The organism is Nocardiopsis lambiniae, assembly GCF_031845465.1.
GTDB lineage: Bacteria > Actinomycetota > Actinomycetes > Streptosporangiales > Streptosporangiaceae > Nocardiopsis > Nocardiopsis lambiniae.
In genome coordinates, this window is the sequence record NZ_JAVREP010000035.1 from 1 (window position 1) to 25,138 (window position 25,138).

Genomic DNA, 25,138 nt, shown 5'->3' on the forward strand with positions numbered 1-25,138 from the left:
GGGCGGGCCCCACCCCTCGGGAACGGACCCCTACTCGGCCTTGCGCTTGCGGCTGAAGTAGAGGGCGGCTCCGCCGCCACCGGCGGCGGCGAGGCCGGCCGCGACGAGGCCGGCGATGGCCGAACCGGTCAGGGCCAGGCTCGGCTCGTTCTCGGAGGGGGCCGGGGACTCGCCCGGCTTCTCACCCTCGGGGGAGGTGGGGGTGGCCGGAACGGTCGGCTCCTCGGTCTCCGGGGCGGAGGGGTCGTCCGTGGGCGGCACGGTCGGCTCCTCGGTCTCGGGAGGTGCCGTGGGCTCACCGGTGGGCTCCTCGGTGGGCTCACCGGTGGGCGGGGTGGAGGGCTCGGGGGTGGGCTCCGGCTCCTCGGTCTCCTCGCAGACGACCTTGAACACCTTGTGCTTGGCGGCGTTGCCCTTCTGGCCCTCGAAGGTCCACTCCAGGCGGTAGTGACCGTTGTCGATCCTGAGCAGGTCCGTGCTGCCGGTGCCTTCCCCGTCCAGGTCGAGTTCGCCCTCCAGGACGAGTTCACGGGAGGAGGGGGAGCCGCCCTGGGTGAGGATCTGCCAGGTCACCTCCTGGGCCGGGTCGAACCCGGAGCCGACGATCTGGAACTCGCAGACCTTGGGCTCGTTGCGGTCGTCCTCTTCCGGGGTCTCCGGGGAGTGGATCTTCACGGTGCCGTTGTCGCCGGGAGGGGCGAAGGGCAGGGCCGCGAAGGCGGGCGCCGCGGCTCCTAGCGCGAGTCCGGCGGTGAGCACGGAGGCGGCGATGATGCGGGTGCTCAAGGCACCTACGCGATATTCGGGGGACACGAGTCGCTCCTGAGGACATGGAGGTCCTCCGGTAAGCGGGTATACCGGAGATGCAGAACATGCCAAATATAGCTTTTTGCGCTGTTGGAAACCTCTTTGCGCAGGTCACAAAGTCGCACCATACGAGTGCGCCGAAACTTTTTCGGTCGTCCCCGTTCATCGCCTCACGGGGGCGCAAGGCCCGGGAAGCCTTGCGGCGCAGGGCTCGGAGCGTCCGCCCGCCGGTGGCCGCCCAGGCGACCGCGCCCAGGGTGACCGCGTCCGGGGTCAGGCGGTCCGGCATCACGACGACCGCCCCGGTGTCGGTGAAGGCCGCGATGGTGTTGCCGCCCAGGCTCCCGCTGCCGGACGCGACCGAGTGGTCACCGCTGTCATGGGAGACGCGGGGGTCCACGCCATGACGGTCGTCATGCCCGACGCTCCCCTCGGGAGGGGACGGTGTCGGCCGCTACACTCCGGACCGCGCCACATCGTGGCCCCCGTACCCCCGACGATCCTTCGAGGAGTGGTGATGTCCGCCCCCGACCCCCGACTGGTCGCCAGCATGAACGCGGCCGTGACCGCCTCACCCGACGACCCGGTGTTGCGGCTGCACCTGGCGGAACTGCTGCTGGAGGCGGGCGACCGGCCGACGGCGATCTCCCACGTGGCGGTCGCCCTCCAGCAGGACCCCTCCTCGCCGACGGCGGGCGCGCTGATGGCCCGCGCCCTGGGGGCGCCCGCACCGGCGAGCCCGGACTCCCCCGCGGGGGCGGCCACGGGGACACCCCCTCAGGACCGCCCGGCAGCCGGGGCACCGGTGTCCCCGCCCGCGCCGCGCACGCCGTCGGGCCCGCATGACGTTCCGCCCGCGCCCGCCCCCGGAACGACGGGGGACGGGACCCCGGACGCGGCGTCGGGGGGCGACGGGCCCGGACGTCCCGGTGGGACCCCGTCGCGGGACGAGTTCCCCAGGTCGCGCGACGGGCACGACGACGCCGGACCCATGCGCCCCGAGGACTACGGCTTCACCTCCTCCGACATCACCCTCGATGACGTCGCCGGGATGCACGGCGTCAAGGAGAGGCTGGAGGCCGCGTTCCTCGCGCCCCTGCGCAACGCCGAGCTGCGCGAGGCGTTCGGCAAGAGTCTGCGCGGCGGCCTGTTGCTCTACGGCCCGCCCGGCTGCGGCAAGACCTTCCTGGCCCGGGGGGTGGCCGGGGAGATGGGCGCCGACTTCCTCACCGTCTCGCTGGCCGACATCCTCGACCGGTGGATGGGCAACAGCGAGCGCAACATCCACGCGCTGTTCCGGCGTGCCCGCGAGTACAGCCCCTGCGTGCTCTTCCTGGACGAACTCGACGCGCTGGGCGGCCGTCGCACGAAGGTCGGCCCGCACATGCGCAACGTCGTCACCCAGCTGCTCACCGAGCTCGACTCGGTGGTCGGGGACAACGAGGGCGTGTTCCTGCTCGCCGCCACCAACCACCCGTGGGACATCGACCCGGCGCTGCGCCGACCCGGCCGGTTGGACCGCATGCTGTTCGTGCCGCCGCCCGACGAGGCCGCCCGGGTCGCGATCCTCGCGTCGGGGCTGCGCGACCGCCCCGTGGAGGGCGTGGACATCGCCGGGGTGGCCCGCCGCACGGAGGGATTGTCCGGGGCCGACCTGTCCCACCTGTGCGACAGCGCCGCCGAGCGGGCGCTGCTCGCCTCGGCCCGGCTGGGCCGGGTCCGCCCCATCGGGCAGCCCGATGTCGAACACGCCCTGACGGAGGTACGCCCCTCCACCGGTGACTGGTTCGAGAGCGCCCGTACGGCGGTGGAGTTCGCCGGCCACGACGACGACTACCGGGAACTGGCCGAGTACCTCGGCAGGCGCCGCCGGTTCGGGAGACGGTGATGTCCGACGCCGGCACCCCGCCCGCGCCGCTGCGACGGGCCATGGGTCTGTTGGAGGCGAACCGCCCCCGGCAGGCCCTGGAGGCCGTGGAGGAGGAGCTGGGCCGGGACCCGGGGTCGGACCTGTCCTGGGCCCTCAAGGGCCGCTGTCACCTTCATCTGGATGAGAACGAGGAGGCCCTGGCCGCGCTGTCCCGTGCCCTGGGGCTGGGCAACCGGTCGACGGGGCTGTTGACGATGACGTCCACCGCCCTGTCCCGGGTGGGCCGGCCGGAAGAGGCGCTGGAGATCGCCAACGAACTCCTGCGGGCGGAACCACAGGTCGCCTCCCATCACCTGCTGGCCGGGCGCGCCATGGCGGAGATCCATCGTGCGGGGCATCCCGCCCTCACGGAGTGGAGCCGCAACGCGGCCCTGGCCGCCCGGACCGCGCGGGGGTTGAACGGGCTCGACCCGTGGACGCACTCCATGGCCGGTTACGTGTTCCTCCGGATCGGGGCGGCGCACAGCGCCGAGGAGGCCTTCCGCACCGCGCTGTCGCTGGACCCGCAGGAGGATCAGGCGATCCGGGGGCTGGCCGTCATCGACGCCCACCGCGGTCGGATGCGCCGGGCCGGGCGGCGCGGCGAGCAGGTGCTGGCCCTGGACCCGGGACAGGCGGACATCCCCCGACTCGTGTACACGGGCGCCCTCCGGCTCTCCCTCCTGGCGAACCTGTGCGCCGGGGTGACCCTCCTGCCCGCCGTGCTCTGGGGGAACGTCTTCCACACCGGGGGCCTGTCGGCCACGGTGTTCGTCCTCGGTGTCCTGGTGTTCGCCGCGCCGGCCCTGTGGTCGGCGGCGCGCATCGCGACGCTGTCGTCGGCCATGCGTCGGCACCTGAGCCGACAGCCCGGGTTCGTCGGGTGGGCGGTGGGCACGGCCGTGTCGCCGTCCTGCGTGTTCGTCGCGGCCCTGCCGCCCCCGCCCTGGAGTCTGACGGCGATCGCGCTGTTCGTCGGAGGGCTGTTGTGGCAGCGGCACCACCGGAATCGGCTCATGGCGGGCATGGAGGCCAGGGAGCGGGCTTCGAGGCCCTGAGACGGAAGACCGGTGGCGGGCGCGCTCTTCCCGCCCGCCACCGGCGCGGGTCAGCCCGCCGCGCCGTGCACGATGCGGGCGGCGCGCTCCTCGCTCGGGTGGATCTCCCCGGCCAGGATCCGCTCGGCGTGATGGCAGGCCACCCGGTGCCCGTCGCCGTTGATCGGCCGCAGCTCGGGGCGGTCGGTGTCGCAGAGCTCCTCCTGCCGCCACGGGCACCGGGTGTGGAACCGGCAGCCGGTCGGCGGATTCGCCGGCGAGGGCAGGTCCCCGGCCAGGAGGATGCGCTCGCGGGTGTCCTCCACCTCCGGGTCCGGTACCGGGACCGCCGACATCAGCGACCGGGTGTAGGGGTGCAGCGGCGTCTCGTAGAGCATGTCGCTGGGCGCCTCCTCCACCAGCGCCCCCAGGTACATGACGCCCACCGTGTCGCTGACGTGGCGGACCACCGCCAGGTCGTGGGCGATGACGAGGTAGGTCAGCCCCAGTTCCCCCTGGAGTTCCTCCAGCAGGTTGAGCACCTGCGCCTGGATGGACACGTCCAGTGCCGAGACGGGTTCGTCGCAGATGATGAGGTCGGGTTCCAGGACCAGGGCGCGGGCGATCCCGATGCGCTGGCGCTGGCCGCCGGAGAACTCGTGCGGGTAGCGGGTGAGCGCCTTGGCGGACAGCCCGACCCGCTCCAACGCCCCGGTCACCCGCCGCCGCCGGTCGGCGAGGACCGCCGCCCGGCGCTCCCGCCCGCTCATCGAGGCGGCCTCCTCGTCGGTGGGGCCGCCGATGCCGTGGGTCTGCAAGCCCTCCATGAGGATGGAACCGATGTTCTGCCGGGGGTTGAGGCTGCCCAACGGGTCCTGGAAGACCATCTGGAGGTTGCGGCGCTCCCGTCGCATCTCCTCGTCGCTCAGCGAGGCCAGGTCGCGGCCCTCGTGGACGACCGCGCCGGAGGTGATGTCGACCAGGCGCAGCACCGCCCGGCCCAGGGTGGTCTTGCCGCAGCCGGACTCCCCCACGAGGCCGTAGGTGGTGCCGCGTTCGATGCTCAGGCTCACCCCGTCCACCGCGTAGACGTGGCCGACGGTGCGGTCGAACACGACGCCCCGTCTGATCGGGAAGTGGACCTTGAGGTCCTCGATCCACAACAGGCTCATGCCGACTCCTCCTCGTCGCCCACCACGGACGGGCTCTCCAGAACGGCCCGGTCCGCCACGTCGGCGTGCCGGACGGGGTTGACGCACCGGTACGCGTGAACGCCGTCGTCCGTGTGGACCAGGGCGGGCGGCCCCTCCAGGCATTCCAGGGTGTAGTGGTCGCAGCGGGGCGCGAACGCGCACCCGTCGTGCCAGGCGATGTTGTCGTTGACCGACCCGCGGATCGGGGTGAGCGGTTGCCCTCGGGGCGCGTCGAGCCGAGGGATCGACCCGAGCAGCCCGACCGTGTAGGGGTGGGTGGGGTCGGCGAACAGCGGGGCGCGCGGAGCGGTCTCCACCGCGCGCCCCGCGTACAGGACGTTGATGTCGTCGCACAGCCCGGCCACCACGCCGAGGTCGTGGGTGATCATGAGCAGCGCGGTGCCCTCCTCGGTCACCAGGTCCTTGAGGAGTTCGAGGATCTGCGCCTGGATGGTCACGTCGAGGGCGGTGGTGGGTTCGTCGGCGATCATCACCCGGGGACGACAGGCCACCGCCATCGCGATGAGGGCGCGTTGGCGCATGCCGCCGGAGAGCTGGTGCGGGTACTCCTTGAGGCGCCGTTCGGGATCGGGGATGCCCACCCGTTGGAGCAGGTCGGCGGCCTCCTTCTCCGCGGCCGATCCCCGCATGCCCCGGTGGCGGTTGAGGATCTCGGTGACCTGGCGGCCGATGGGGACCACCGGGTTCAGGGAACTGAGCGGATCCTGGAAGATCATCGCCAGCCGGGATCCGCGCAGGTCGCGCATCCGCTTGGGCGACAGCTTCAGCAGGTCGACCTCGCCCTCGGGCAGGTTCAGGACGGCGGAGCCGCCCACCCGCACCCCGCGTGGGGGGAGCAGGCCCATGAGGGCCAGGGAGGTGACGCTCTTACCGCAGCCGGACTCCCCGACCAGGCCGGTGACCTTGCCCTCTTCGAGGGTGAACGAGACCCCGTCCACGGCCCGGACCTCGTCGGAGCCGCGTCCGCCGAACACGACGGACAGTTCTTCGACCGCGAGCAGCGGTGTGCTGGAACCCATGGTCATTTCCTCAGCTTCGGGTCGAGGGCCTCGCGCATCGCCTCACCGAGCAGGGTGAAGCCCAGGGCGGTGACGATGATGGCCAGGGCCGGGTAGACGGCCAGCTGGGGCGCGCTGGAGAGGAACCGTTGCGCGTCGGCGAGCATCGTCCCCCACTCGGGGAAGGAGGGATCGGGGTTGCCCAGGCCCAGGTAGGACAGGGCTGCCGCGTCGATGATGGCGGTGGCCAGGGTGAGGGTGGACTGCACGATCACCGGCCCCAGGGAGTTGGGCAGGATGTGCGTGAGGGCGATCTTGTGCTTGCGGACCCCCAGCGCCCGGGCGGCGAGGACGTAGTCGCGGTTGCCCTGGGAGATCATCGCGCCGCGCAGCAGGCGGGCGAAGATCGGCACCTGGGCGATGCCGACGGCGAGCATGACCGTGGTGAGGCTGGGGCCGATCAGGGCCGCGACGGTGACGGCGAGCAGCAGGGTGGGCAGCGCCAGCATCATGTCGATGACGCGCATGATGGCGTTGTCGATCATCCGGCCCCAACGACCGCCGAGGGTGGCCGCGGCACCGGCGGTGCCGCCGAGCAGGGCGCCCACGCCGAAGCCGACGAGGGTGGCCACGACACCGACCAGGAGGGTCTGGCGGGCCCCGATGACCATGCGGGAGAACTGGTCGCGGCCCAGGTTGTCCAGGCCCAGCCAGTTCTCGGCGCGCGGGCCCACGAAGATGTTCTGGTTGGGGAAGACCTCGTCGCCCCAGGTCTGCGCGGTGGGGGCGTAGGGGGCGAGGAGCGGGGCGAACAGGGCGACGACGACGAATCCGGCGACGATGATCGCGCCGGTGATCGCCATGGGGCTGCGGCGCAGCCGGGAGAACGCGGTGCGCCAGATGCCGGCGCCGTGGGTCCCCTCGTGGCGCGGGCCCATGAGTTCGGCGAGCCGGTCGATCTTGGCGGCCTTGCGGCCCAGCAGGGCGGTGCCGCCCGTGCCGGCGGACTCGGCGTCCCGGGCGGGTGACCCCTCCGGGTTGTGCGCACTCGGTGTCGTCGGCATCACTGGGCCCGCACTCTCGGGTCGAGGAGGCTGTAGGAGATGTCCACCAGCAGGTTGATGAACACGTACATGGTGGCGATGAGCAGGATGAACCCGGTGAGGACCGGGTAGTCACGGGTCTGGGTGGCCCCGTACACGAACGAGCCGACGCCGGGGAACGCGAACACGCTCTCGGTGAGGACCGCGCCCGCGAACAGGCTTCCGGTGAGCAGGCCGATGGCGGTGACGACCGGCAGCATCGCGTTGCGCAGCACGTGTCGGCCGCGCACGGTCCGGCGGTGCAGGCCCTTGGCGTCGGCGGTGCGCACGTAGTCCTCTTCGAGGACCTCCAGGACGCTGGCGCGCGTCATGCGGACGATGACGGCGAGGGGGATGGAGGCCAGGGCCAGGCCGGGGAGCGCCAGGTGCATCAGGGCGTCCCACACGACGTCGAGTTCACCGGTGCGCAGGCCGTCGAGGACGACGAAGCCGCTCAGGTCGGTGCGGTTCAGTCCCGGGGAGAGCCGGAAGGCCGACGGGAACAGGCCCAGGCGCTCGGCGAAGATCACCTTGAGGATGAAGGCGAGGAAGAACACCGGCGTGCAGATGCCGAGAAGGGAGCCGCCGACGGCGGCGAAGTCCAGGACACCGCCGCGTCGGCGGGCGGCGAGGTAACCGAGGGGGATGCCCACGACGATCGCCATGAGCATCGCGGTGATCGCCAGTTCGAACGTGGCCGGGAAGCGGGTGAAGAACTCCTCCACGACCGGGCGTCCGGTCTGGATGGAGGTGCCCAGGTCGCCCTGGAGGATGTTGCGCAGGAACGCCACGTACTGGACCGTGAGGGGTTCGTCCAGCCCGAGGGAGCGCCGCAGTTGGGCTCGCTGTTCGGCGGTCGCGTCGTCGGGGAGGAGGGCGTACTCCGGCCCGCCGGGTAGGCGTTGGAGCCAGATGAACAACAGGATCGACAGACCGCCGAGGGTCGGGATCAGTTGGAGGGTACGCCTGACGAGGAATCGCAGCACCTTCGCCGCCTTTCGCCAGTGGAGTGGGGATGGTTCCCCGCGGGGGTGGGGCGGGGGGTGACATCGTCGGGGCCCGGCCGACCGGGGGACGGATCGGCCGGGCCCTCCCCCTCCCGCGGTGCGGGAGGGGGGTTCCCGGGCCCCGGGGGACGGGGTCGGTGGGTGCCTAGTCCTCCTGCCAGGAGCCCTCGGCGAAGTTCTCCTGGGTCAGCGGGCTGACGTTCGGGGGGTTGACGTTCGGGGCGAACGCGATGGAGGGCGGGGAGCTGGAGATCGGCAGACCCGGAAGGACCTCCATGATCTGCTCGTTCAGGCCCTTGTAGGCCTCGATGCGCTCCTCGGCGTCCGGGTTGCCGCTGGCGTCGGCCATGGCCTCGAACAGCTCGGGCTCGTCCATGCCCCAGGCGTCGTTCTTCACGGAGAACCAGGTGCCGAGGAAGTTGTAGGCGTCGTTGTAGTCGCCGGTCCAGCCCAGCAGGTACAGCGAGCACTCACCGCTGTTGGTCCGGCCGATGTACTCGGTCCACTCGTAGGACTTGGCCTCGACGGTGATGCCGACGTCCTCCAGGTCCGCGGTGATGACGTCGAAGATGTCACGCGGAGCGGGCATGTAGGGGCGGGTGACCTCGGTCGGGTAGCAGAAGTCGAGGGTCAGGTCCTCCTGGTCGGCATCGGCCAGCAGTTCCCGGGCGCGGTCGGGGTCGTAGTCGTAGGTGGTCACGTTCTCCGACCAGCCGTCGAGGGTGTCGGGGTGGAACTGCGTGGCCACCTCGCCGCCGGCCGGGAGGATGGTGTCGACGATGCGCTGGCGGTTGACCGCGTGGGCGAGGGCCTGGCGGACCTCGATGTCGCCCAGATCCTCGTTGGTCTCCTGCTGGAAGGCGAGGTAGAGGACGTTGAACACGTCACGGGTCGGGACCTGGAAACCGGCCTCGACGAGGGGCTCGACGTCCGCGGGGGCGACCAGGTCGTAACCGTGGATGTCGCCGGCCTCCAGCGCCTGGCGACGGGCGGTCTCGTCGGGGATGGCCCGCAGGATCAGGGTGTCGAAGCCGGCGGGGTCGCCCCAGTAGTCGTCGAAGCGGTCGAGGGTGATCTCGGCCTGGTCCCGGTTCCACTCGCCGACGGTGAAGGGGCCGGTGCCGGCGACCGTGCCCGGGACGCTGGTGTACTCGGGCAGGCTGTAGTCGCCCTCCTCACCGGTGATCTCGGCGTCGGCGATGGCCTCCAGGGTGGTGGGGCTCATGATGCCGAACGCGGCGAGGCTGAAGCCGCCCGGGAAGATGGAGGAGTACTGCGAGATGGTGATGACGGAGGTGAGCTCGTCGGTGGCCTCACAGGAGACGAACCGGGAGTCGGGCAGGCCCTCGTCCTCGTTGTCGGCGAAGCCGCCGAAGATGGCCTGCCAGTAATAGGAGTTGTTGGAGCTCTGCCACGGACCGCTGAGGTTGTGCCAGCGGTCGAAGTTGGCGCAGACGGCCTCGGCGTTCATGGCGTCGCCGTCGTGGAAGGTGACGCCGTCGCGCAGGTGGAAGGTCCACACGGTGCCGTCTTCGGACTGCTCCCAGTCCTCGGCCAGGCCGCCGACGATGTCGCTGCCGCCGGATTCGTGTTCGAGGAGGGTTTCGAAGACCTGGCGGCTGTAGCGGAAGGTCTCGCCATCGCTCGCGAGGAACGGGTCGAGGGATTTGATGTCGCCGGCGGAACCGAATACGAACGGTGCCGAAGTGTCGGCGTCGGGGTCGCGCTCGCTCTCCGCGCACGCTGTGGCCAACAGCGCGACGGAGGCCGCTGAGGCCAGCAGGGCCAGCGGTTTCCTGGAAGTCTTCGTGAACATGTCCACCTCTGTGGGGGGTGGGCTGATGTGCCCGGGGGTCGATTGAGTGGACCCTAGTCCCGGCTCCCACCAACTGGGAAGATAGACGTCCGGGTATTAATACAACCGTTTCAGATCTGTGGCGTGATCCATAGGCACGTTTTGTTGACCGTGCTGTTCAACGAGGACCGAAAGTCCGATACCCGCGTATCCGAAGGGGCGTGTGGAGGCGCAGGGGAGGCACGAGGCAACACGCCCGCCATCTTTTTCGATGTTTCGAGAAAAATAACGAGACGTAATATTGGATCATGGGATGAATGATCTTTTTGTCCTTCTCGGGCCCTCGGTCGCCGGGATCGGGGGGCCTCGCCCCGGGCCTATGATCTCGGGGTGACCACTCCCCTTGACGACGCGGCGCTGACCGCGTTCCTCGAAGGCCAGGACAGCGCCTGGCTGGCCGAACAGCTCATGTTGGCCGCTGACGACGACCCCATCACACGGATCCGGTTGACGGCCGCCGCCGGCTCGGAGAGCGCCGTGGACGAGGCCCGCGCGCTCCTTTTCGCCGCCATCGTGCAGCACCTCCCCGAGGAGGCGCCCGATGACGACGACGCGCTGCACCGGGCCATCGACCTGCTCGACGACCTCGTCGACTACGGGTTCGAGGACGAGAGCACCGACATCGCCGACGAGGCACGCGACGCCTACGTGGAACGCCACGGCGACGACGACGGCGACCACCTGGCGCGTCTGCACTCCCTCGCCGACGGCGAGGACTGACATCCCCGGGGCGCTCCATCCGCTCCGGCCCATCACCCGAACGCACCGAGGGGCCGACATCGTCGGCCCCTCGGTCATGGACGTCGGCTTCTACTTCTTCCTCGCCGAGGGTTCGGCCTCGGACCCGGCCGGACCATCGGACCCGTCCGAGTCACTCGCCGGCTCGGGGGTGGCGGCCCCACTCGTCGCGGACCCCTCGTCCACGTCACCGGCGGTCGCGGGGGCCGTGGCCTTCGCGGCCCCGGCCTCCTCGACGGAGGCGTCGGGCCCGGTCGGAGCGTCGGCGACCGCGGAGGCCACCTCGTCCCCGACGGACTCGGCCCCCTCCTTCGCGCCGGCTTCCGGCGCCACGTCAGCCGTGCGGGAAGCCTCGGGGGACGCGCCTCCTTCAGCGGGGGCAGCGGCCTTCGCTGCCCCGTCGATGCCGGTCGTCCGGGACTCATCGGCCGCCTCGGCGGTGCCCGGGGCACCGTCTTCGGGGCGCTCGTCCGCGACAGCGGGCCCGGTGCTCCCACCGGTCACGTCCTCGGCCGCGTCGGCGGAAGCGGCCTCGTTCTCGGACGGCTCCTCGGCGGAGGCGTCGGTGCCGGTCGTCCGGGACTCATCGGCCGCCTCGCCGGCGGAGCCGGCCGCGTGAGCGGAGGGCGCCTCGACCGGTGCGGGCTCCTCAGCGGGCCCGGGGGCGCCGGTGAGGTCGGTGGCGTTGTCGGCGGCGGACGGCTTCTCGACGAAGGTGTCCGTCTCGGTGGCACCATCGGCACCGGACGTCACAGGCTCATCAATGATCACAGTGGCCTCTGAGGTCGCATTCTCCTCGGCAGCATCGCCCGTGGCAATGCCGACGGGGGACGCGGCGGCCTCGGAACCTCCGGTGGCGTCCCTCTCGGAGGATTCCGTCGGTTCGGCGACGACGGCGGCGGCGAGAACGGCGTCGTCGGGCTCGGTGCCCGAGGACGCGTCGATCCCTTCGACCGGGTCCATGTTCCACACGAACCCCGCCTCCTCGGGCTTCTCCTCCGTGGCGGGGGGCCCGGCGACCGTGGAGGGCGCGACGTCCTCGACCGGGTCCACGTTCCACACGAACCCCGTGGTGCCCTCGTCTTTCGGGTCCGGGACGAAGGGGACGGGCGCGTCCGCGTCGGGGGCCCCGCTCCAGGCGGCGGAGGTGACCTCGGCGGAGGACTCGGACACGTCGGCGGAGGTTCCGGAGACGGCTTCCTTCACGGAGGACGCGGGACCGACCGGGGTGTCCGACTCGGGGCCACTGCTCCAGGCGGCGGAGGTGACCTCGGCGGTCGAGGAACCGGGCTCGACCGCGGGGGCGGTGGTCCGAACGGGGACCGTTGCGGGGCGGGGTGCGGTGGAGGTCTTCGGTGCCCCGACGCACCAACGGCGGACCTCGGTGCTCCACAGGGCGATGTTGATCATGATGGCCGTGACCGCCGCGAGCAGTGCCCCCACGAGCAGCGGCGTCACCGCGAGCTTCGAGGAGATGTACAGCGCGAACAGGGCGACGCCGAGCGCGCACAGGGCGATCGCCTGGGACACGCGCCACAGGGTGTGGTCACCGCGACGGACCGGCACCGCCAGAGCGGCCGAGGCGGCGCCCGCCAGGATCGTGAGGGCGAGGAGGATCCACAGGTCGCCCACCACCCCCTCGGGCACGTCGGCCGCGAACAACGACCAGGTCAGGTAGCCCAGCAGGCCGTACACAGGGGCGGCGACGAACATCAGGACACACGTCTGCCGCACGTCCAGCGGGGGCCGCACAGGAGAGGTCGCGGGGGACGAAACGGAATCTTGCATGACGAAAGGGTCCCGTGCCGCCATCCCCCGCGCAAGATGGCAGGTCAGATGGCGTCCGCCGCGGCCAACGCCGCCTCGACCCAGGCCAGCGACTCCCGGGTGAGGGCGTCCGCGTCCAGGCGCACGTCGAACTCGCGTCCCGCCTCGTCCGGGTCCAGTGGTTGCAGGGTCTCCAACTGGGAGCGCAGCAGCGCGGGCGGCATGAAGTGGTCGGTCCGCGCGGCGATCCGCTTCCAGATGACCTCGGACGGCCCGTGCATGTGCAGGAAGTGCACTCCCGGCGCACCTTCGCGCAGCACGTCCCGATAGGAGCGCTTGAGCGCGGAGCAGGCCATCACCGTGGACTCGCCCAGGGCCTCGTGCGCGGCGACCCACTCCGAGAGTCGGCGCAGCCAGGGCCACCGGTCCTCGTCGGTCAGCGGGACACCCGCCGCCATCTTCTCGATGTTGGCCCGGGGATGGAAGACGTCCGCCTCGGCGAAGGGGAGTTCGAGTTCGTGCGCCACACGCTCGGCGACGGTGGTCTTGCCACTGCCCGAGACGCCCATGAAGACAAAGTGCATGGTTTCTCCGTGTCGTGGGGGCCTGCGCGACCGCAGGCACCACCACCAATAGTGATATCAATCAATCCGGCTAGGCTTCAGCCTGACCCCCGGCCGAAACAGGGAGAACGATGGCCACTGATCACCGCACACTGCACAACCGGGTGCTGGCGGTCCTCGGGCCCGCCATCGCCGCGGGCGAGTACGCCACCGGGCACACGTTCACCCTTCAGGGACTGGAGGAGGACTTCGGCGTCTCCCGGACCGTGGCCCGGGAGGCGGTGCGGGTGCTGGAGTCGATGCGGCTGGTGATCAGCAGGCCCCGGACGGGGATCCGGGTGCGCCCCCTGCGGGACTGGAACATCTTCGACCCGCAGCTGATCCGCTGGCGGCTGGCCGGTTCCGGCCGCATGGAGCAGCTGCGTTCCCTCAACGAACTCCGGTCCGCCGTCGAACCCGGCGCGGCAGCCCTGGCCGCCGTGCGGGGTCCCGCCGCGGAGCGGTCCCGCCTGGTGATCGTGGCCGACGAGATGGCCCGTGCCGGACGCGCCGGCGACCTGGAGACCTTCCTCGAACTCGACATCGCCTTCCACCGCCGCATCCTGGAGCTGTCGGGCAACGAGATGCTCGTGGGCCTGTCCCAGGTGGTGTCGGAGGTCCTCGTCGGGCGCACCTCCTACGATCTCATGCCCCGCCACCCGCGCCCGGAGGCGCTGCGGCTGCACAAGGCGGTCGCCCAGGCCATCCGCGACGGGCTGCCCGACGTGGCCGAGGCGGGGATGCGCGCCATCGTCACCGAGGTCGTCGAGGCCTTGGAGGACGACCCGACCAAGTCCGACGAGGACGACGTCCCCGTCTGAGCCGGGCCGTCCCCCGCGCGCTACAGCACCAGGCTGAGACCGAACGCCAGGCCGAACCCGATGAAGCCGATGAGGGTCTCCATCACCGTCCAGGTCTTCAGCGTGGTCTTGACGTCCATGCCCAGGAACCGGCCCACCAGCCAGAATCCGGAGTCGTTGACGTGCGACAGGGCGGTGGCGCCGGAGGCGATGGCGACGACGATCAGGGCCAGGTCGATCGACGACAGTCCGGAGGTGGCGTGGACGGCCGGGGCGATGAGCCCGGCGGCCGTCGTGATGGCCACGGTGGCCGAACCCTGGGCGACCCGCAGCGCCAGCGCGATCACGAACGCGGCCAGGATGACCGGCATTCCGGTGGACTCCAGGCTCGCGGCGAGCGCGTCCCCGATGCCGCTGGTGCGCAGCACCATGCCGAACATGCCGCCCGCGCCGGTGATGAGGATGATGCCGCAGACCGGCCCGAGGGCCTCGCCGACGAGCTTCTCCAGACCCTGGCGCGTGAACCGGCCCCGGCTCAGCACGACCATGGCCACCAGCACCGTCACGAGCAGGGCGATCGGCGTCTGGCCGACGAGCACGGCGGCCTGCACCCACAGGGCCTCCTCGGGCGCGGCCCCGGTGGCGACGAGGGTGCTGACGCCGGTGTTGGAGAAGATCAGGAGCATCGGCAGGAGCAGCAGGCCGACGACGGTGCCCAGGCGCGGCGGGTTCTCGTGGACGACGGTGCCGTCGGACAGGACGTCGTCGGGCACGGGGATCTCGATGCGCCCGCCCACCCACAGACCGAACAGGTAGCTGGCCAGGTACCAGGTGGGGATGGCCACGAGGAGGCCGATGAGCAGGACCAGTCCCATGTCCGCGCCGATCTCGACGGCGGCGGTGACCGGCCCGGGGTGCGGGGGCACGAAGGCGTGCATGACCGCGAAGGCGCCGGCCGTGGGCAGGGTGTAGGTGAGCACCGAGCCGCCGACCCGGCGGGCGACGCTGAAGACGATCGGCAGCATGACGACGAGGCCGACGTCGAAGAACAGCGGGAAGCCGAAGAGCAGCGAGGTCACACCCAGGGCGAGCGGCGCCCGCTTCTCACCGAAGGCCTTGATGAGCGAGCCGGCCAGTACGGCGGCGCCGCCGGTGACCTCCAACATGCGGCCGAGCATCACGCCGAGGCCGACCAGGAGCGCGACGTTGGCGAGTGTGCCGCCGAACCCGCTGAGGAGGGTCGGCATGATCCCGGAGAGGGGGATGCCCGCCGCGATCGCGGTCAGCACGCTGACCAGGACCAGGGCGATGAACGCGTGCAGTCTCAGGCGGATGATCAGGAACAGCAGCAGGGCGATGGCCCCGGCCGCGATCCCGAGGAGGGGACCCGTGCCGTAGACGGGCGTGAAGTTCTCCACAACGGAGCCTTCCGGTGGACGGACGAGGGTGCGACGGGGTCGTCGGAGGACACGACCTCGACCCGGTCTCGGACCGAGTGGACGAAATGGTAATACCATTTGTGAGCATCTGTGAACCACGGCGCCGACCCCTGTGACCCGGGCGAGACCTGGGCCACTCCCACCCCCGGCGACACGGGCGTTCCCACCCTGATGTGATCTACGACACGGGAAACCTCTCCCGACTCCGCCCCCCACCCCGGTCGCATTCCGCTCGCATTCGCCCGGATCTCCCGCACCCGGAAATCCGGGAACGCTTCCGAAGGCCGAACGGAGCGCTTCCGAACAGAACGACGAAGCGCCGACCGAACCCGACCTGACCTGCGATGAAGCCAAGGTCCTCAATTTGGGATCAGGGTTTATCCGATTTTCCCCACCGCCCGGAAAAGCAGAAGAGGGCTCGGATGGTTCACTATGCCCTTCAAGCGCCGACACGCCCTCGGGACGTATCGCCCGAAGATTACGAGATGGCGCCTTTCGGCACGTCGACGCGCATTCAGTCCCGTTCGCTCCACACTCTTGACAGCATGCTGTCAAGATGACAGGATGTTGTCATGAACGATGAGAGCACGCAGACCATCCACCTCGCCGTCTACGACGGGCTCGCCGACTGGGAGATCGGCCATGCCGTCTCCACCATCCGCAGCGGCGAGTGGCAGCGATCCCCCGGTCGCTACGAGGTACTGGCCGTCGGTCCGACCGGCTCCCCCGTGACCACCATGGGCGGCCTCACCGTTCTGCCCGACCTCGCGCTGCACCAGCTCAAGCCGTCCACCAGCGCGATGCTGATCCTCCCCGGCGCGAGCGACTGGGACATGGACCCCGAGTCCATGACCCCCTTCGCCTCCGCCGCCGGGATCTTCCTCGACGCGGGGGTCCCCGTGGCGGCGATCTGCGGGGCCACCGCCGGGCTCGCCCGCGAGGGTCTGCTCGACTACCGCGACCACACCAGCGCGGCCCCCGAGTACCTGCTGGCCACGGGGTACGCGGGCACCGACCGCTACCGCAACTCCCTCGCGGTCACCGACGACGGCCTCATCACCGCGGGACCCACCGCCCCGATCGAGTTCGCCCGCGAGATCTTCGCCGCCCTGGACCTGTTCACCCCCCGGACCCTGGACGCCTGGTACCGCCTGCACGCCCAGCACGACGCCGGCGCCTACTTCTCGCTCATGGAAGGGGCCTGAGCATGACGCGGCCCGACGATCCCAGCGCCGACATGCTCACCGGGGCCGCCCTCACCGTCTTTCGGCTCAACGGCCTCTTCCTTTCGGTGGCCGAGGAACTGGCCGGAGCGGCGGGCCTGACGGCCGCGCGCTGGCAGGTGCTCGGCGCGGTCATCGACGAACCGCTGCCGGTGTCGACCATCGCCCGTGGGCTCGGCAGCACCCGGCAGAGCGTCCAGCGCATCGCGGACGTGTTGGTCGCCCAGGGGTCGGCCGAGTACCGGCCCAACCCGGCTCACACCAGGGCCAAACTGCTGGCGCCCACCGAGGAGGGGCTGGCGGCCCTGCGCGCGATCGACCCCGGTCATCGCCGGTTCGCCCGGACCCTGGTCGACGAACTCGGGGAGGAGGGCCTCGCGGAGTCCCTGGCCCACCTCCGCCTGTTGACGAAGGCCCTGGAGAGGATCGAATCCCGAGGCTGAGCCCGATGGGGTGCGCAGTATCGTCGAGCACGGAGCCCACCCACCCCACGCGAGGAAGCCCCATGATCGATCTGCGCTCGGACACCGTCACCCGACCCACCGACGCCATGCGCCGGGCGATGGCCGAGGCGGAGGTCGGTGACGACGTGTTCGGCGAGGACCCCACGGTGCGCGCCCTGGAGGAGGAGACCGCCGCGCTGCTCGGCAAGGAGGCCGCCCTCTACGTGACCTCCGGACACATGGCCAACCAGCTGGGCCTGTACGTGTCCACCCGCAGCGGTGACGAGGTGTGGGCGCACGAGCACCACCACCTCATCGGGGACGAGCAGGGCGCCACGGCGGTGCTGGCCCGGGCCCTGCCGCGGCTGTACTCCGACGGCGACGTTCCCTCCGAGGCGCTGTTGGAACGGTGGATCTCCGGTCGCGGCGACGTCCACCGGGCCGAACCGGCGCTGGTGTGGTTGGAGAACACCTTCACCGGACGGGTGGTCCCCCTGGCGGAGCAGCGCCGGGTGACCGACTTCGCGCACCGGCACGGGCTGCGCGCCCACCTGGACGGGGCCCGGCTGTGGAACGCCGCCGCGGCCCTGGAGGTCTCCCCCGCCGAGGTCGCCGAGGGGTTCGACTCGGTGTCGGTGTGCTTCTCCAAGGGGCTCGGCGCCCCCGTGGGCTCGGCCCTGGCCGGTGACGCCGCCACCGTCGCCCGGGCCCGGCGGGCCCGCAAACTGCTCGGCGCGGGGATGCGCCAGGCGGGCATCATCGCCGCCGGTGCCCTGTACGCGCTGCGCGAGCACCGTGAGCGGATGGTGGAGGACCACGCACGGGCGGCGACCCTGGCGGAGCGGATCGACCGGGTGCACGGCCTGAGCGCGCGAGCGAGGACGAACATGGTCCTGGTGGCGACCCCGGAGGGCCGGGCCACCCCGTACGCCGAGGCGTTCGCCCGCCACGGGGTGCGCGCCCTGGCCATCGGGGAGGGGACGATCCGGCTGGTGGTGCACCTGGAGATCACCGACCGTGATGTCGAGGAGGCGGCGACGGCGATCGCCAAGGCGGCCACCGAACTCTGAACGATGGACGGCCCGCCCGTGCCCGCCGTCCGCGCACGGGCCCCGTACACCCCGGCGACTACACTGATCCGACCCGTCGAGCCACCCCTGCTCGGCCTGACGATACTCGCACCGTGGTGGGCGTCACATCGCGTAGTAACATTCGCGTATGACATTGTCGTATAGAGAGTGGTAGCACCCCCATGCCGGGAAGAATCCAGTCGATCGAACGCGCGGCCGCCATCCTGCGACTCCTGGCAGGTGGCGCACGCGGGCTGAGTCTGGCGGAGATCTCCCGTTCCCTGGAACTGCCCAAGGGCACCGTCCTGGGCATCCTGCGCACCCTGCAGCACGTGGGCTTCGTCGAGCAGGACCCCGAGTCCGCCCGTTACCGCCTGGGCGGGGGGATGCTCAGTCTGGGCACCCGTTATCTCGACGGCAACGAGCTGCGCACCCGGGCACTGAACTGGGCGGACAGTCTGGCCTCGCGCAGCGGTGAGAGCGTGCGGATCGGCACCCCGCATCAGGGCCAGGTACTCGTGGTGCACCACGTGTTCCGCCCGGACGCCTCCCAGCAGACCCTGGACGTGGGCACACTGCTGCCCCTTCACGCCACCGCGCTCGGCAAGGTCCTCATGGCCTTCGACCCGCTGGTCACTCCGGTGGAGGACCCGAGCGTCGAGGACGGCCCCATCGTCCTGCCCTCCTTCACCCGGTACACCATCACCTCCCCGGGCGAGTTGGAGAAGCAGTTGGAGGAGGTCCGCGACAACGGTTGGGCGTGGGAGGTCGAGGAGCTGGTGGACGGCGAGGTGTCCATCGCCGCCCCCATCCGCGACCGACGGGGCACGACGGTCGGGGCGATCGGGGTGCGCGGCGCGGTCGAGCGCCTGCGCGGCGCCGACGGGCGGCCCGACATGGAGCAGGTCTCCTACGTGCGCGACGCGGCCAGGGCCATATCCCGGGAGTTGGGCGCCACCCCGTACTGATCCCGCGCGATCCCCGCGCATCCACCGCCCCGGTACTCCGGCGCGGTGGTCTCGCCATGCCCCGGCGTGTTGCCGCGGCGACCGCGGGGGTACGTGACCCACGCGACACGATTGCGTCACGCCGTCTTGACATGGGTGGGAAACGCGGATGAAACTAGCGCCTACTCATACGTCAATGTCGTACAACGTGCGGGTATAGCCCGTTGTCAGCGCGTGTCCGTTCCCGTTCCCGAGCCCTCCACTGAAGGCGAGAGCATCCGATGAGTCAGCAGTACGTCGCCGCGATCGACCAGGGCACCACATCGAGTCGCTGCATCCTCTTCGACCGGGACGGCCGTATCGTCTCGGTCGATCAGCGCGAGCACCGGCAGATCTTCCCTCGACCCGGCTGGGTCGAGCACGACGCCGCAGAGATCTGGACCAACGTCGAGGTCGTCGTCAAGAACGCCCTGGAGAAAAGCGACATCACGCCCGACCAGATCGCCGCCATCGGCATCACCAACCAACGCGAGACCACGGTCGTCTGGGACAAGGAGACCGGAGAGCCGGTCCACAACGCCATCGTCTGGCAGGACACCCGCACCGACGACCTCGTCCGCGAGCTCGCCGCGGACGGGGGACAGGACCGGTTCCGCGCCGCCTCCGGCCTGCCGCTGGCCACCTACTTCTCCGGCCCCAAGCTCCGCTGGCTGCTGGACAACGTCGACGGCCTGCGCGAACGCGCCGAACGCGGCGAGGTGCTCTTCGGCACCATGGACACCTGGATCATCTGGAAGCTGACCGGACGTCACGTCACGGACGTGACCAACGCCAGCCGCACCATGCTGATGAACCTGTCCACCCTGGAGTGGGACCCCGAGATCCTCGACGCCATGGGCGTCCCGGCCAACGTGCTGCCGGAGATCCGGTCCTCCTCGGAGGTCTACGGTGAGGCCCGCGGCCACCTCGCGGGCACCCCGGTCGCCTCCTCCCTGGGCGATCAGCACGCGGCCCTGTTCGGTCAGACCTGCTTCGACCCGGGCGACGTCAAGGGCACCTACGGCACCGGCACCTTCCTGGTGATGAACACCGGAACCGAGCCGGTGACCTCGGAGAACGGCCTGCTCACCACCCTCGGCTACAAGCTCGGCGACGAACCCGCCGTCTACGCCCTGGAGGGGTCCATCGCGGTCACCGGTTCGCTCGTGCAGTGGCTGCGCGACAACCTGGGCCTGATCTCCACCGCGCCGGAGATCGAGACGCTCGCCCGCACGGTGGAGGACAACGGCGGCTGCTACTTCGTGCCCGCCTTCTCCGGTCTGTTCGCGCCGCACTGGCGCAGCGACGCCCGAGGCGTCATCACCGGTCTGACCGGCTACGTCAACAAGGGGCACATCGCCCGCGCCGTCCTGGAGGCGACCGCCTGGCAGACCCGCGAGGTGGTCGACGCCATGAACGCCGACTCCAAGATCGAACTGACCTCCCTGAAGGTGGACGGCGGCATGACCGCGGACAACCTGCTCATGCAGATCCTGTCCGATGTGCTGGACGCCGAGGTGGTGCGCCCGATGGTCGCCGAGACCACCTGCCTGGGCGCCGCCTACGCCGCCGGTCTGGCCGTGGGCTACTGGCCCGACGTGGAGACGCTGCGCGCCAACTGGCACAAGGCCGCCGAGTGGACCCCCGAGATGGAGCCCGCCGTGCGCGAGCGGGAGTACCACAACTGGAACAAGGCCGTGAAGCGCACGCTCGACTGGGTGGAGCACGACGAGAAGTGATCCGGGCGGCACCCCCGTCCACCCCATGACGACCGCGACCCAGGGGCATCGGCTGCGAACCTCACGGCCCCTGGGCGCGGCCGAGGCCGCCTTGCCGGGCGGCCCCACCCCATCCCATTCCCTGTGACGGGTGTGTCCGATTATGCCCGTGCCCCCGGGCGGAACCGACCCCCGTGACCCGACTGCCCCACGCGGGCGGAGGTCATCATGACGGTTTATCTCGCGGAGTTCGTCGGTACGGCGATACTCATCCTCCTCGGCGGCGGTGTCGTCGCCGGTGTCTCCCTCTCCAAGTCCAAGGCCCTCGGCGGGGGCTGGATCGTCGTCACCCTCGGCTGGGGCATGGCGGTCGCCGTCGCCGTCTACACGGTCGGCACCGTCAGCGGCGCGCACATCAACCCGGCCGTGACGCTGGGCCTGGCCTCCATCGGCGAGTTCGACTGGGGTCTGGTCCCGGGCTACATGGCGGCTCAGCTGGCCGGCGCGTTCGTCGGCGCCGTGCTGGTGTACCTGGTCTACTTCGCGCACTGGAAGGAGACCGACGACCCGGGGGCCAAGCTCGCCGTGTTCAGCACCTCCCCCGCTGTGCGCAACCCGATCGCCAACATCGTCACCGAGGTCGTGGGCACCGCGATGCTGGTCCTGGGCGTGCTGGGCATCGGCGCCAACTCCGGACACGTGACGCAGGGCGACGCCGACCTGTCGGCGCTGTTCTCCACCGGTATCGCACCGCTGCTGGTGGGTCTGCTGGTGCTGGGCATCGGCCTGTCCCTGGGCGGCCCGACCGGGTACGCCATCAACCCGGCCCGTGACCTGGGCCCGCGGCTGGCGCACGCGGTGCTGCCCATCCCGGGCAAGGGCTCCTCGGACTGGGGTTACGCCTGGATCCCCGTGGTGGCCCCGCTCGTGGGCGGTGTCATGGGTGCCTGGATCTGGAAGCTGACCGGTTTCGGCGGATAACCCCCGCCGCGCTCTCCCGCGGGGCGGCGGATCGGATCCGCCGCCCCGGTCCGGGGCGAACCCGACGGACGTCGTCCCGGCGGTGTCGCCCGGCCGATCCCGCGGAAGTCGTCGCCGCGGCGGGGCGTGGTCCCTCCCCCTTGGCCGCGTGGGCGATCCCTCCCATCGGTGCGGCGGTCCCCCACCGTCGTCCGACCCTCTGCCCTTCCCCTCATCGGATGAGGCCCCCGTCGCATCGACCGCGTTCACCGGCCGTCGGCCGGCACGACGCCGGAACCGGCCGACGCGGTACACCGATCCGGGGGCGAGGGGCGCGCGATCCCCTCCTCAGAACGGTGAGGAGGGCGTGCCAGGCGGAGGTCCCGAAGACGAGCACCGGGCCCTCCCTGCGTCCGCTGTCCCGGACCGCGTGGCCGCCGGCGATCCCGGCGACCTCCACACACTCTCCCTGGTTCGGCTGGCTGCGCGAGGACTTCCGGTACGACGGTTCAGGGTCGACCGCATCGGACACTCCGCCCCTCCAGGTGGTTCTCTCGCAGATGGTCGATGGTCTCGCCGGGGCGCAGCGCGACCAGGCGCAGGTGTTCGGCGAGGTTGCGGTAACGGGCGACCTCGTCGGGCTCCTCCAGATAGATCCCGTCGGTGGCGGTCTCCAGGTAGACCACCGTGGGGTCGATGGTGTCGGGGAAGTCCATGATCACGAAGGGCCCGCCGGAACCCGGGTTGAGCCTGTCGGCCAGCGTCATCTGCACGGTGATGTTGGGTCGGGCGGCCATCTCCACGATGTGCCGGACCTGTTCCTCCAGGACCTCGGGGTGATCGCGCAACCGCAGCAGGGCGCCCTCGTCGAAGACGGCCCACAAGAGCGGGGGGTCCTCCTCGTCCAGGATCCGTTGACGGGTCAGGCGCGCGTCGGTGAAGCGGCGGATGTCCTGGGGCCCGGACAGGCAGGACTGGGCGGTGACCCGCATGTATCCGCGGGTCTGGAGCAGTCCGGGCAGCACGAGGGGCTGCCAGGTGCTGATGACGCGGGCCTCGGTCTCGAACCCGACGTACCGTCCGGCCAGCACGTCCCGGTAGCGGCTCCACCAGCCCCGGTCGAGGGCCTGCCGGCACAGGTTGAGGATCTCGTCGTACTCCTTGCCGGGGGGGACCCCGCAGGCGTCGAGGACAGCTCGGACCTCACGGATCCTCGGTCGTTTCTTCACCCCCGATTCGATGTTGGAATAGGTGGACTTGGACAGACCGGCGGCGAGGGCGACCTCCTCGCCGGTCTTTCCGGCGGTGAGCCGGATCCTGCGAAGCTCGACGGACAGGCGTCGGCGACGGATCGTGGGTGAGTACCTGGTGGCCATGATGCCCTCATGCTAGGACCGGTGATGGCCCTCAAGTGGGACAATCCGAGGAATCCGAGGTTCGGGCACATACCTCGCGACGAAAACCGAGATGGACGTTTTCGCGCTTCTGGAATCCAGGCTCCGCCGCCGCTCCCCCTCGCCCCCGCAGCGCTCCGGGCCCGCTCCGGGAGGTCCGCCTCCCCGAACCCCGCGCGCGGAGCGCCGCCGGACGCCCCACATCCGTCGATGTTCGACAATGACGCACACCAAAAGCACTGTGAAACCCCGTGGGCACCAACGGTCACGACGGCCCATGCCAGCACCATGGATGGCCCCCGAGGAGCCCGACGAACAGCGCAGATCCCCCCTTGGCCTTCACCAGCGTTCGGCATTGTCGTATGATCTGTTCGACACACGTTCGGAACGCGGAGTCCGTTCCGGCAGTCGCACAGCCATTCCTCCGAACGGACGGAGTCCCCGGCCATGACGATCACCCCCGGACCTCCCGACACCACCTCCGTGGCGTCGGAGCACACCGACCCGCGCCGCCCGGACCGGGCGCGCACCCGCGAGGAACTCACCCGCGGCACCTTCGACCTCCTCGTCATCGGCGGCGGCATCCTCGGCACCTCCGTGGCGTGGACCGCGACCCAGGCCGGGCTGCGGGTCGCCATGGTCGACGCGGGGGACTTCGCCGGGGCCACCTCCAGCGCCTCCTCCAAGCTCGTGCACGGCGGACTGCGCTACCTCCAGACCGGCAACCTGAAGCTGGTCGCCGAGAACCACCGCGAGCGCCGCTCCCTCGCCACCACCGTGGCCCCGCACCTGGTCAACCCGCTGCCGTTCCTGGTCCCCGTCTACGAGGGCGGCCCCCACGGCGCCGCCAAGATGGGCGCGGGCGTGTTCCTGTACTCGGCGCTGTCGGCCTTCGGGGACGGCATGGGTCGACTGCTCTCCCCCGTCCAGGCCGCGCGCCTGGCCCCGGGGCTGCGCACCGAGGGCCTGAAGTCGGTCGCCGCCTACGGCGATCACCAGATGAACGACAGCCGCATGGCGATCATGACCGTGCGCGCCGCCGTCGACGCCGGGACCGTCGTGCTCAACCACGCCGAGGTCGTGGGGTTGCGCAGCGTCCGCGGCCGGGTCACCGGGGCCGAACTGCGCGACCGGGCCGACGGCACGGAGTTCGGCGTCGACGCGCGCCTGGTCCTCAACGCCACCGGCCCCTGGGTGGACCGGCTGCGCGCCATGGAGGACCCCGACGCCGCGCCGAGCGTGCGCCTGTCCAAGGGCGCACACCTGGTACTGCGCACCCCGGAGCCCTGGCGGGCCGCGCTGACCATCCCCGTGGACCGGCACCGGGTGTCGTTCGCCATCCCGTGGGAGGGCCGGCTGCTGCTCGGCACCACCGACGAGGAGTACACCGGGGACCCGGCCGAGGTGTCCGTGCTGCCCTCCGACGTGGAGCAGATCCTGGGCGAGGCGGAGCTGGGCATCGACGCCCCCTACCTGGACGCCGCGCACATCGACTACTCGTTCGCCGGGCTGCGGGTGCTGCCGGGCGGGCCGGGCGACACGAGTTCGGCCAAGCGCGAGACCGTGGTGACGCAGGGCCGGGGCGGCATGCTGTCGGTGGCCGGCGGCAAGTGGACGACCTACCGGCACATCGGCCGGACGGTCCTGGCCGAACTGCGCAAGGTCCGCTCGGTACCGCTGGCCGAGGAGATGGCCGACCCGCTGCGGACCGTCCCGCTCCCGGGGCTGGCCAGCCCCGACGCGGTCGCCCAGCGGATCATCATCGACCGCGAGCCGGGGGCCCGTTTGGATCCTCGGGTGGCCCGCCACCTGGCCTCCCACTACGGGAGCCTGGCCATGGACATCGCCGCGATGATCCGTGAGGACCCCGCACTCGGTGAGCGCATCCACCCGGACGGACCGGACGTGTGGGCCCAGGTGGTGTTCGCCCGCGATCGGGAGTGGGCGGTCACCGTCGACGACGTGCTGCGACGCCGCACCACGGTGACGGTGCGGGGGCTGGAGACTCCGGAGGTCCGCGCCCGGACGCAGCGGCTCCTGGCGGACTGAGCGCACGGCCGCGCGGTGCCGGACACCCGGTGTCCGGCAC

At 71.1% G+C, this 25,138-nt stretch carries 22 protein-coding genes; 11 read left to right on the forward strand and 11 right to left on the reverse strand.

Annotation, left to right across the window (positions count from 1 at the left end; genetic code table 11):
* Nucleotides 1-30: 30 nt before the first annotated feature.
* Nucleotides 31-786, reverse strand: coding sequence for a hypothetical protein (locus RM479_RS26990; protein ID WP_311514506.1), 756 nt, complete (start codon nucleotides 784-786; stop codon nucleotides 31-33).
* 538 nt (nucleotides 787-1,324) lie between these two features.
* On the opposite strand from RM479_RS26990, the gene RM479_RS26995 reads away from it, so the two are divergent.
* Together RM479_RS26995 and RM479_RS27000 are read left to right on the forward strand one after the other, a co-directional pair.
* The gene (locus RM479_RS26995; protein WP_311514507.1) at nucleotides 1,325-2,695 is read left to right on the forward strand and encodes an ATP-binding protein; all 1,371 of its coding nucleotides are present in this window, start codon (nucleotides 1,325-1,327) and stop codon (nucleotides 2,693-2,695) included.
* Nucleotides 2,695-3,774 (forward strand): tetratricopeptide repeat protein, encoded by a 1,080-nt coding sequence (locus RM479_RS27000; RefSeq protein WP_311514508.1) that lies wholly within the window; start codon nucleotides 2,695-2,697, stop codon nucleotides 3,772-3,774. Before RM479_RS26995 ends, RM479_RS27000 begins: the two co-directional genes overlap by 1 nt.
* Nucleotides 3,775-3,824: 50 nt before the next feature.
* Here RM479_RS27000 and RM479_RS27005 read toward each other — a convergent pair whose 3' ends face one another.
* The 5 genes from RM479_RS27005 to RM479_RS27025 all read right to left on the reverse strand — a co-directional run bounded on the left by RM479_RS27005 (nucleotide 3,825) and on the right by RM479_RS27025 (nucleotide 9,870).
* Entirely contained in the window at nucleotides 3,825-4,925 is a 1,101-nt protein-coding gene (locus RM479_RS27005) for an ABC transporter ATP-binding protein (protein WP_311514509.1), read from the reverse strand.
* The gene (locus RM479_RS27010) at nucleotides 4,922-5,986 is read right to left on the reverse strand and encodes an ABC transporter ATP-binding protein (RefSeq protein ID WP_311514510.1); all 1,065 of its coding nucleotides are present in this window, start codon (nucleotides 5,984-5,986) and stop codon (nucleotides 4,922-4,924) included. The genes RM479_RS27005 and RM479_RS27010 overlap by 4 nt, the downstream gene beginning before the upstream one ends.
* 2 nt (nucleotides 5,987-5,988) lie before the next feature.
* A complete protein-coding gene (locus RM479_RS27015; RefSeq protein ID WP_311514511.1) occupies nucleotides 5,989-7,029 on the reverse strand; it encodes an ABC transporter permease in 1,041 nt (346 codons plus the stop codon).
* Complete coding sequence (locus RM479_RS27020) at nucleotides 7,029-8,033, reverse strand: ABC transporter permease (RefSeq protein ID WP_311514512.1); 1,005 nt, start codon at nucleotides 8,031-8,033, stop codon at nucleotides 7,029-7,031. Before RM479_RS27020 ends, RM479_RS27015 begins: the two co-directional genes overlap by 1 nt.
* Before the next feature lie 166 nt (nucleotides 8,034-8,199).
* On the reverse strand, nucleotides 8,200-9,870 hold the full coding sequence (locus RM479_RS27025) for an ABC transporter substrate-binding protein (RefSeq protein ID WP_311514513.1): 1,671 nt from the start codon (nucleotides 9,868-9,870) through the stop codon (nucleotides 8,200-8,202).
* A 369-nt stretch (nucleotides 9,871-10,239) separates the two neighbouring features.
* Here RM479_RS27025 and RM479_RS27030 point away from each other — a divergent pair, with 369 nt between their 5' ends.
* Nucleotides 10,240-10,629, forward strand: a complete 390-nt coding sequence (locus tag RM479_RS27030) for a hypothetical protein (RefSeq protein WP_311514514.1) — start codon at nucleotides 10,240-10,242, stop codon at nucleotides 10,627-10,629.
* Nucleotides 10,630-10,719: 90 nt separating this feature from the next.
* On the opposite strand, the gene RM479_RS27035 is transcribed toward RM479_RS27030, so the two are convergent.
* Nucleotides 10,720-12,435 (reverse strand): hypothetical protein, encoded by a 1,716-nt coding sequence (locus RM479_RS27035; RefSeq protein WP_311514515.1) that lies wholly within the window; start codon nucleotides 12,433-12,435, stop codon nucleotides 10,720-10,722.
* 44 nt (nucleotides 12,436-12,479) lie between these two features.
* Nucleotides 12,480-12,998 carry a gluconokinase gene (locus RM479_RS27040; RefSeq protein ID WP_311514516.1) on the reverse strand — a complete coding sequence of 173 codons (519 nt, stop codon included), beginning with the start codon at nucleotides 12,996-12,998 and terminating at the stop codon, nucleotides 12,480-12,482.
* Between the two features lie 110 nt (nucleotides 12,999-13,108).
* Here RM479_RS27040 and RM479_RS27045 point away from each other — a divergent pair, with 110 nt between their 5' ends.
* Entirely contained in the window at nucleotides 13,109-13,837 is a 729-nt protein-coding gene (locus tag RM479_RS27045) for a FadR/GntR family transcriptional regulator (protein ID WP_274808509.1), read from the forward strand.
* 20 nt (nucleotides 13,838-13,857) lie between these two features.
* Here the strand turns inward: RM479_RS27045 and RM479_RS27050 are convergent, their stop codons facing one another.
* Complete coding sequence (locus tag RM479_RS27050; RefSeq protein WP_311514517.1) at nucleotides 13,858-15,234, reverse strand: GntP family permease; 1,377 nt, start codon at nucleotides 15,232-15,234, stop codon at nucleotides 13,858-13,860.
* A 593-nt stretch (nucleotides 15,235-15,827) separates the two neighbouring features.
* Here RM479_RS27050 and RM479_RS27055 point away from each other — a divergent pair.
* The 6 genes from RM479_RS27055 to RM479_RS27080 all read left to right on the forward strand — a co-directional run bounded on the left by RM479_RS27055 (nucleotide 15,828) and on the right by RM479_RS27080 (nucleotide 21,676).
* A complete protein-coding gene (locus RM479_RS27055) occupies nucleotides 15,828-16,460 on the forward strand; it encodes a DJ-1/PfpI family protein (RefSeq protein ID WP_311514518.1) in 633 nt (210 codons plus the stop codon).
* A 2-nt stretch (nucleotides 16,461-16,462) separates the two neighbouring features.
* Nucleotides 16,463-16,921 carry a MarR family winged helix-turn-helix transcriptional regulator gene (locus RM479_RS27060; RefSeq protein WP_311514519.1) on the forward strand — a complete coding sequence of 153 codons (459 nt, stop codon included), beginning with the start codon at nucleotides 16,463-16,465 and terminating at the stop codon, nucleotides 16,919-16,921.
* 62 nt (nucleotides 16,922-16,983) lie between these two features.
* Nucleotides 16,984-17,991: a threonine aldolase family protein gene (locus RM479_RS27065; protein WP_311514520.1), complete on the forward strand. Its 1,008-nt coding sequence runs from the start codon at nucleotides 16,984-16,986 to the stop codon at nucleotides 17,989-17,991.
* A 182-nt stretch (nucleotides 17,992-18,173) separates the two neighbouring features.
* Entirely contained in the window at nucleotides 18,174-18,959 is a 786-nt protein-coding gene (locus tag RM479_RS27070) for an IclR family transcriptional regulator (protein ID WP_311514521.1), read from the forward strand.
* A gap of 260 nt (nucleotides 18,960-19,219) precedes the next feature.
* The gene (gene glpK, locus RM479_RS27075; RefSeq protein ID WP_274808515.1) at nucleotides 19,220-20,716 is read left to right on the forward strand and encodes a glycerol kinase GlpK; all 1,497 of its coding nucleotides are present in this window, start codon (nucleotides 19,220-19,222) and stop codon (nucleotides 20,714-20,716) included.
* Between the two features lie 207 nt (nucleotides 20,717-20,923).
* On the forward strand, nucleotides 20,924-21,676 hold the full coding sequence (locus tag RM479_RS27080) for an MIP/aquaporin family protein (RefSeq protein WP_311514522.1): 753 nt from the start codon (nucleotides 20,924-20,926) through the stop codon (nucleotides 21,674-21,676).
* 211 nt (nucleotides 21,677-21,887) lie between these two features.
* Here RM479_RS27080 and RM479_RS27085 read toward each other — a convergent pair whose 3' ends face one another.
* Complete coding sequence (locus tag RM479_RS27085) at nucleotides 21,888-22,187, reverse strand: DUF397 domain-containing protein (RefSeq protein WP_311514523.1); 300 nt, start codon at nucleotides 22,185-22,187, stop codon at nucleotides 21,888-21,890.
* On the reverse strand, nucleotides 22,165-23,031 hold the full coding sequence (locus tag RM479_RS27090) for a helix-turn-helix domain-containing protein (RefSeq protein WP_311514524.1): 867 nt from the start codon (nucleotides 23,029-23,031) through the stop codon (nucleotides 22,165-22,167). Before RM479_RS27090 ends, RM479_RS27085 begins: the two co-directional genes overlap by 23 nt.
* 465 nt (nucleotides 23,032-23,496) lie before the next feature.
* Here RM479_RS27090 and RM479_RS27095 point away from each other — a divergent pair, with 465 nt between their 5' ends.
* The gene (locus RM479_RS27095; protein ID WP_311514525.1) at nucleotides 23,497-25,098 is read left to right on the forward strand and encodes a glycerol-3-phosphate dehydrogenase/oxidase; all 1,602 of its coding nucleotides are present in this window, start codon (nucleotides 23,497-23,499) and stop codon (nucleotides 25,096-25,098) included.
* The last annotated feature ends 40 nt before the right edge of the window (nucleotides 25,099-25,138 follow it).

What these genes read in the sequence shown, in the direction of transcription:
- RM479_RS26995 (WP_311514507.1), top strand. Translation starts at nt 1,325, where the DNA reads ATGTCCGCCCCCGACCCCCGACTGGTCGCCAGCATGAACGCGGCCGTG.
- RM479_RS27000 (WP_311514508.1), top strand. Translation starts at nt 2,695, where the DNA reads ATGTCCGACGCCGGCACCCCGCCCGCGCCGCTGCGACGGGCCATGGGT.
- RM479_RS27005 (WP_311514509.1), bottom strand. Translation starts at nt 4,925, where the DNA reads ATGAGCCTGTTGTGGATCGAGGACCTCAAGGTCCACTTCCCGATCAGA.
- RM479_RS27010 (WP_311514510.1), bottom strand. Translation starts at nt 5,986, where the DNA reads ATGGGTTCCAGCACACCGCTGCTCGCGGTCGAAGAACTGTCCGTCGTG.
- RM479_RS27015 (WP_311514511.1), bottom strand. Translation starts at nt 7,029, where the DNA reads ATGCCGACGACACCGAGTGCGCACAACCCGGAGGGGTCACCCGCCCGG.
- RM479_RS27025 (WP_311514513.1), bottom strand. Translation starts at nt 9,870, where the DNA reads ATGTTCACGAAGACTTCCAGGAAACCGCTGGCCCTGCTGGCCTCAGCG.
- RM479_RS27035 (WP_311514515.1), bottom strand. Translation starts at nt 12,435, where the DNA reads ATGCAAGATTCCGTTTCGTCCCCCGCGACCTCTCCTGTGCGGCCCCCG.
- RM479_RS27040 (WP_311514516.1), bottom strand. Translation starts at nt 12,998, where the DNA reads ATGCACTTTGTCTTCATGGGCGTCTCGGGCAGTGGCAAGACCACCGTC.
- RM479_RS27045 (WP_274808509.1), top strand. Translation starts at nt 13,109, where the DNA reads ATGGCCACTGATCACCGCACACTGCACAACCGGGTGCTGGCGGTCCTC.
- RM479_RS27055 (WP_311514518.1), top strand. Translation starts at nt 15,828, where the DNA reads ATGAACGATGAGAGCACGCAGACCATCCACCTCGCCGTCTACGACGGG.
- RM479_RS27060 (WP_311514519.1), top strand. Translation starts at nt 16,463, where the DNA reads ATGACGCGGCCCGACGATCCCAGCGCCGACATGCTCACCGGGGCCGCC.
- RM479_RS27065 (WP_311514520.1), top strand. Translation starts at nt 16,984, where the DNA reads ATGATCGATCTGCGCTCGGACACCGTCACCCGACCCACCGACGCCATG.
- RM479_RS27070 (WP_311514521.1), top strand. Translation starts at nt 18,174, where the DNA reads ATGCCGGGAAGAATCCAGTCGATCGAACGCGCGGCCGCCATCCTGCGA.
- glpK (WP_274808515.1), top strand. Translation starts at nt 19,220, where the DNA reads ATGAGTCAGCAGTACGTCGCCGCGATCGACCAGGGCACCACATCGAGT.
- RM479_RS27080 (WP_311514522.1), top strand. Translation starts at nt 20,924, where the DNA reads ATGACGGTTTATCTCGCGGAGTTCGTCGGTACGGCGATACTCATCCTC.
- RM479_RS27090 (WP_311514524.1), bottom strand. Translation starts at nt 23,031, where the DNA reads ATGGCCACCAGGTACTCACCCACGATCCGTCGCCGACGCCTGTCCGTC.
- RM479_RS27095 (WP_311514525.1), top strand. Translation starts at nt 23,497, where the DNA reads ATGACGATCACCCCCGGACCTCCCGACACCACCTCCGTGGCGTCGGAG.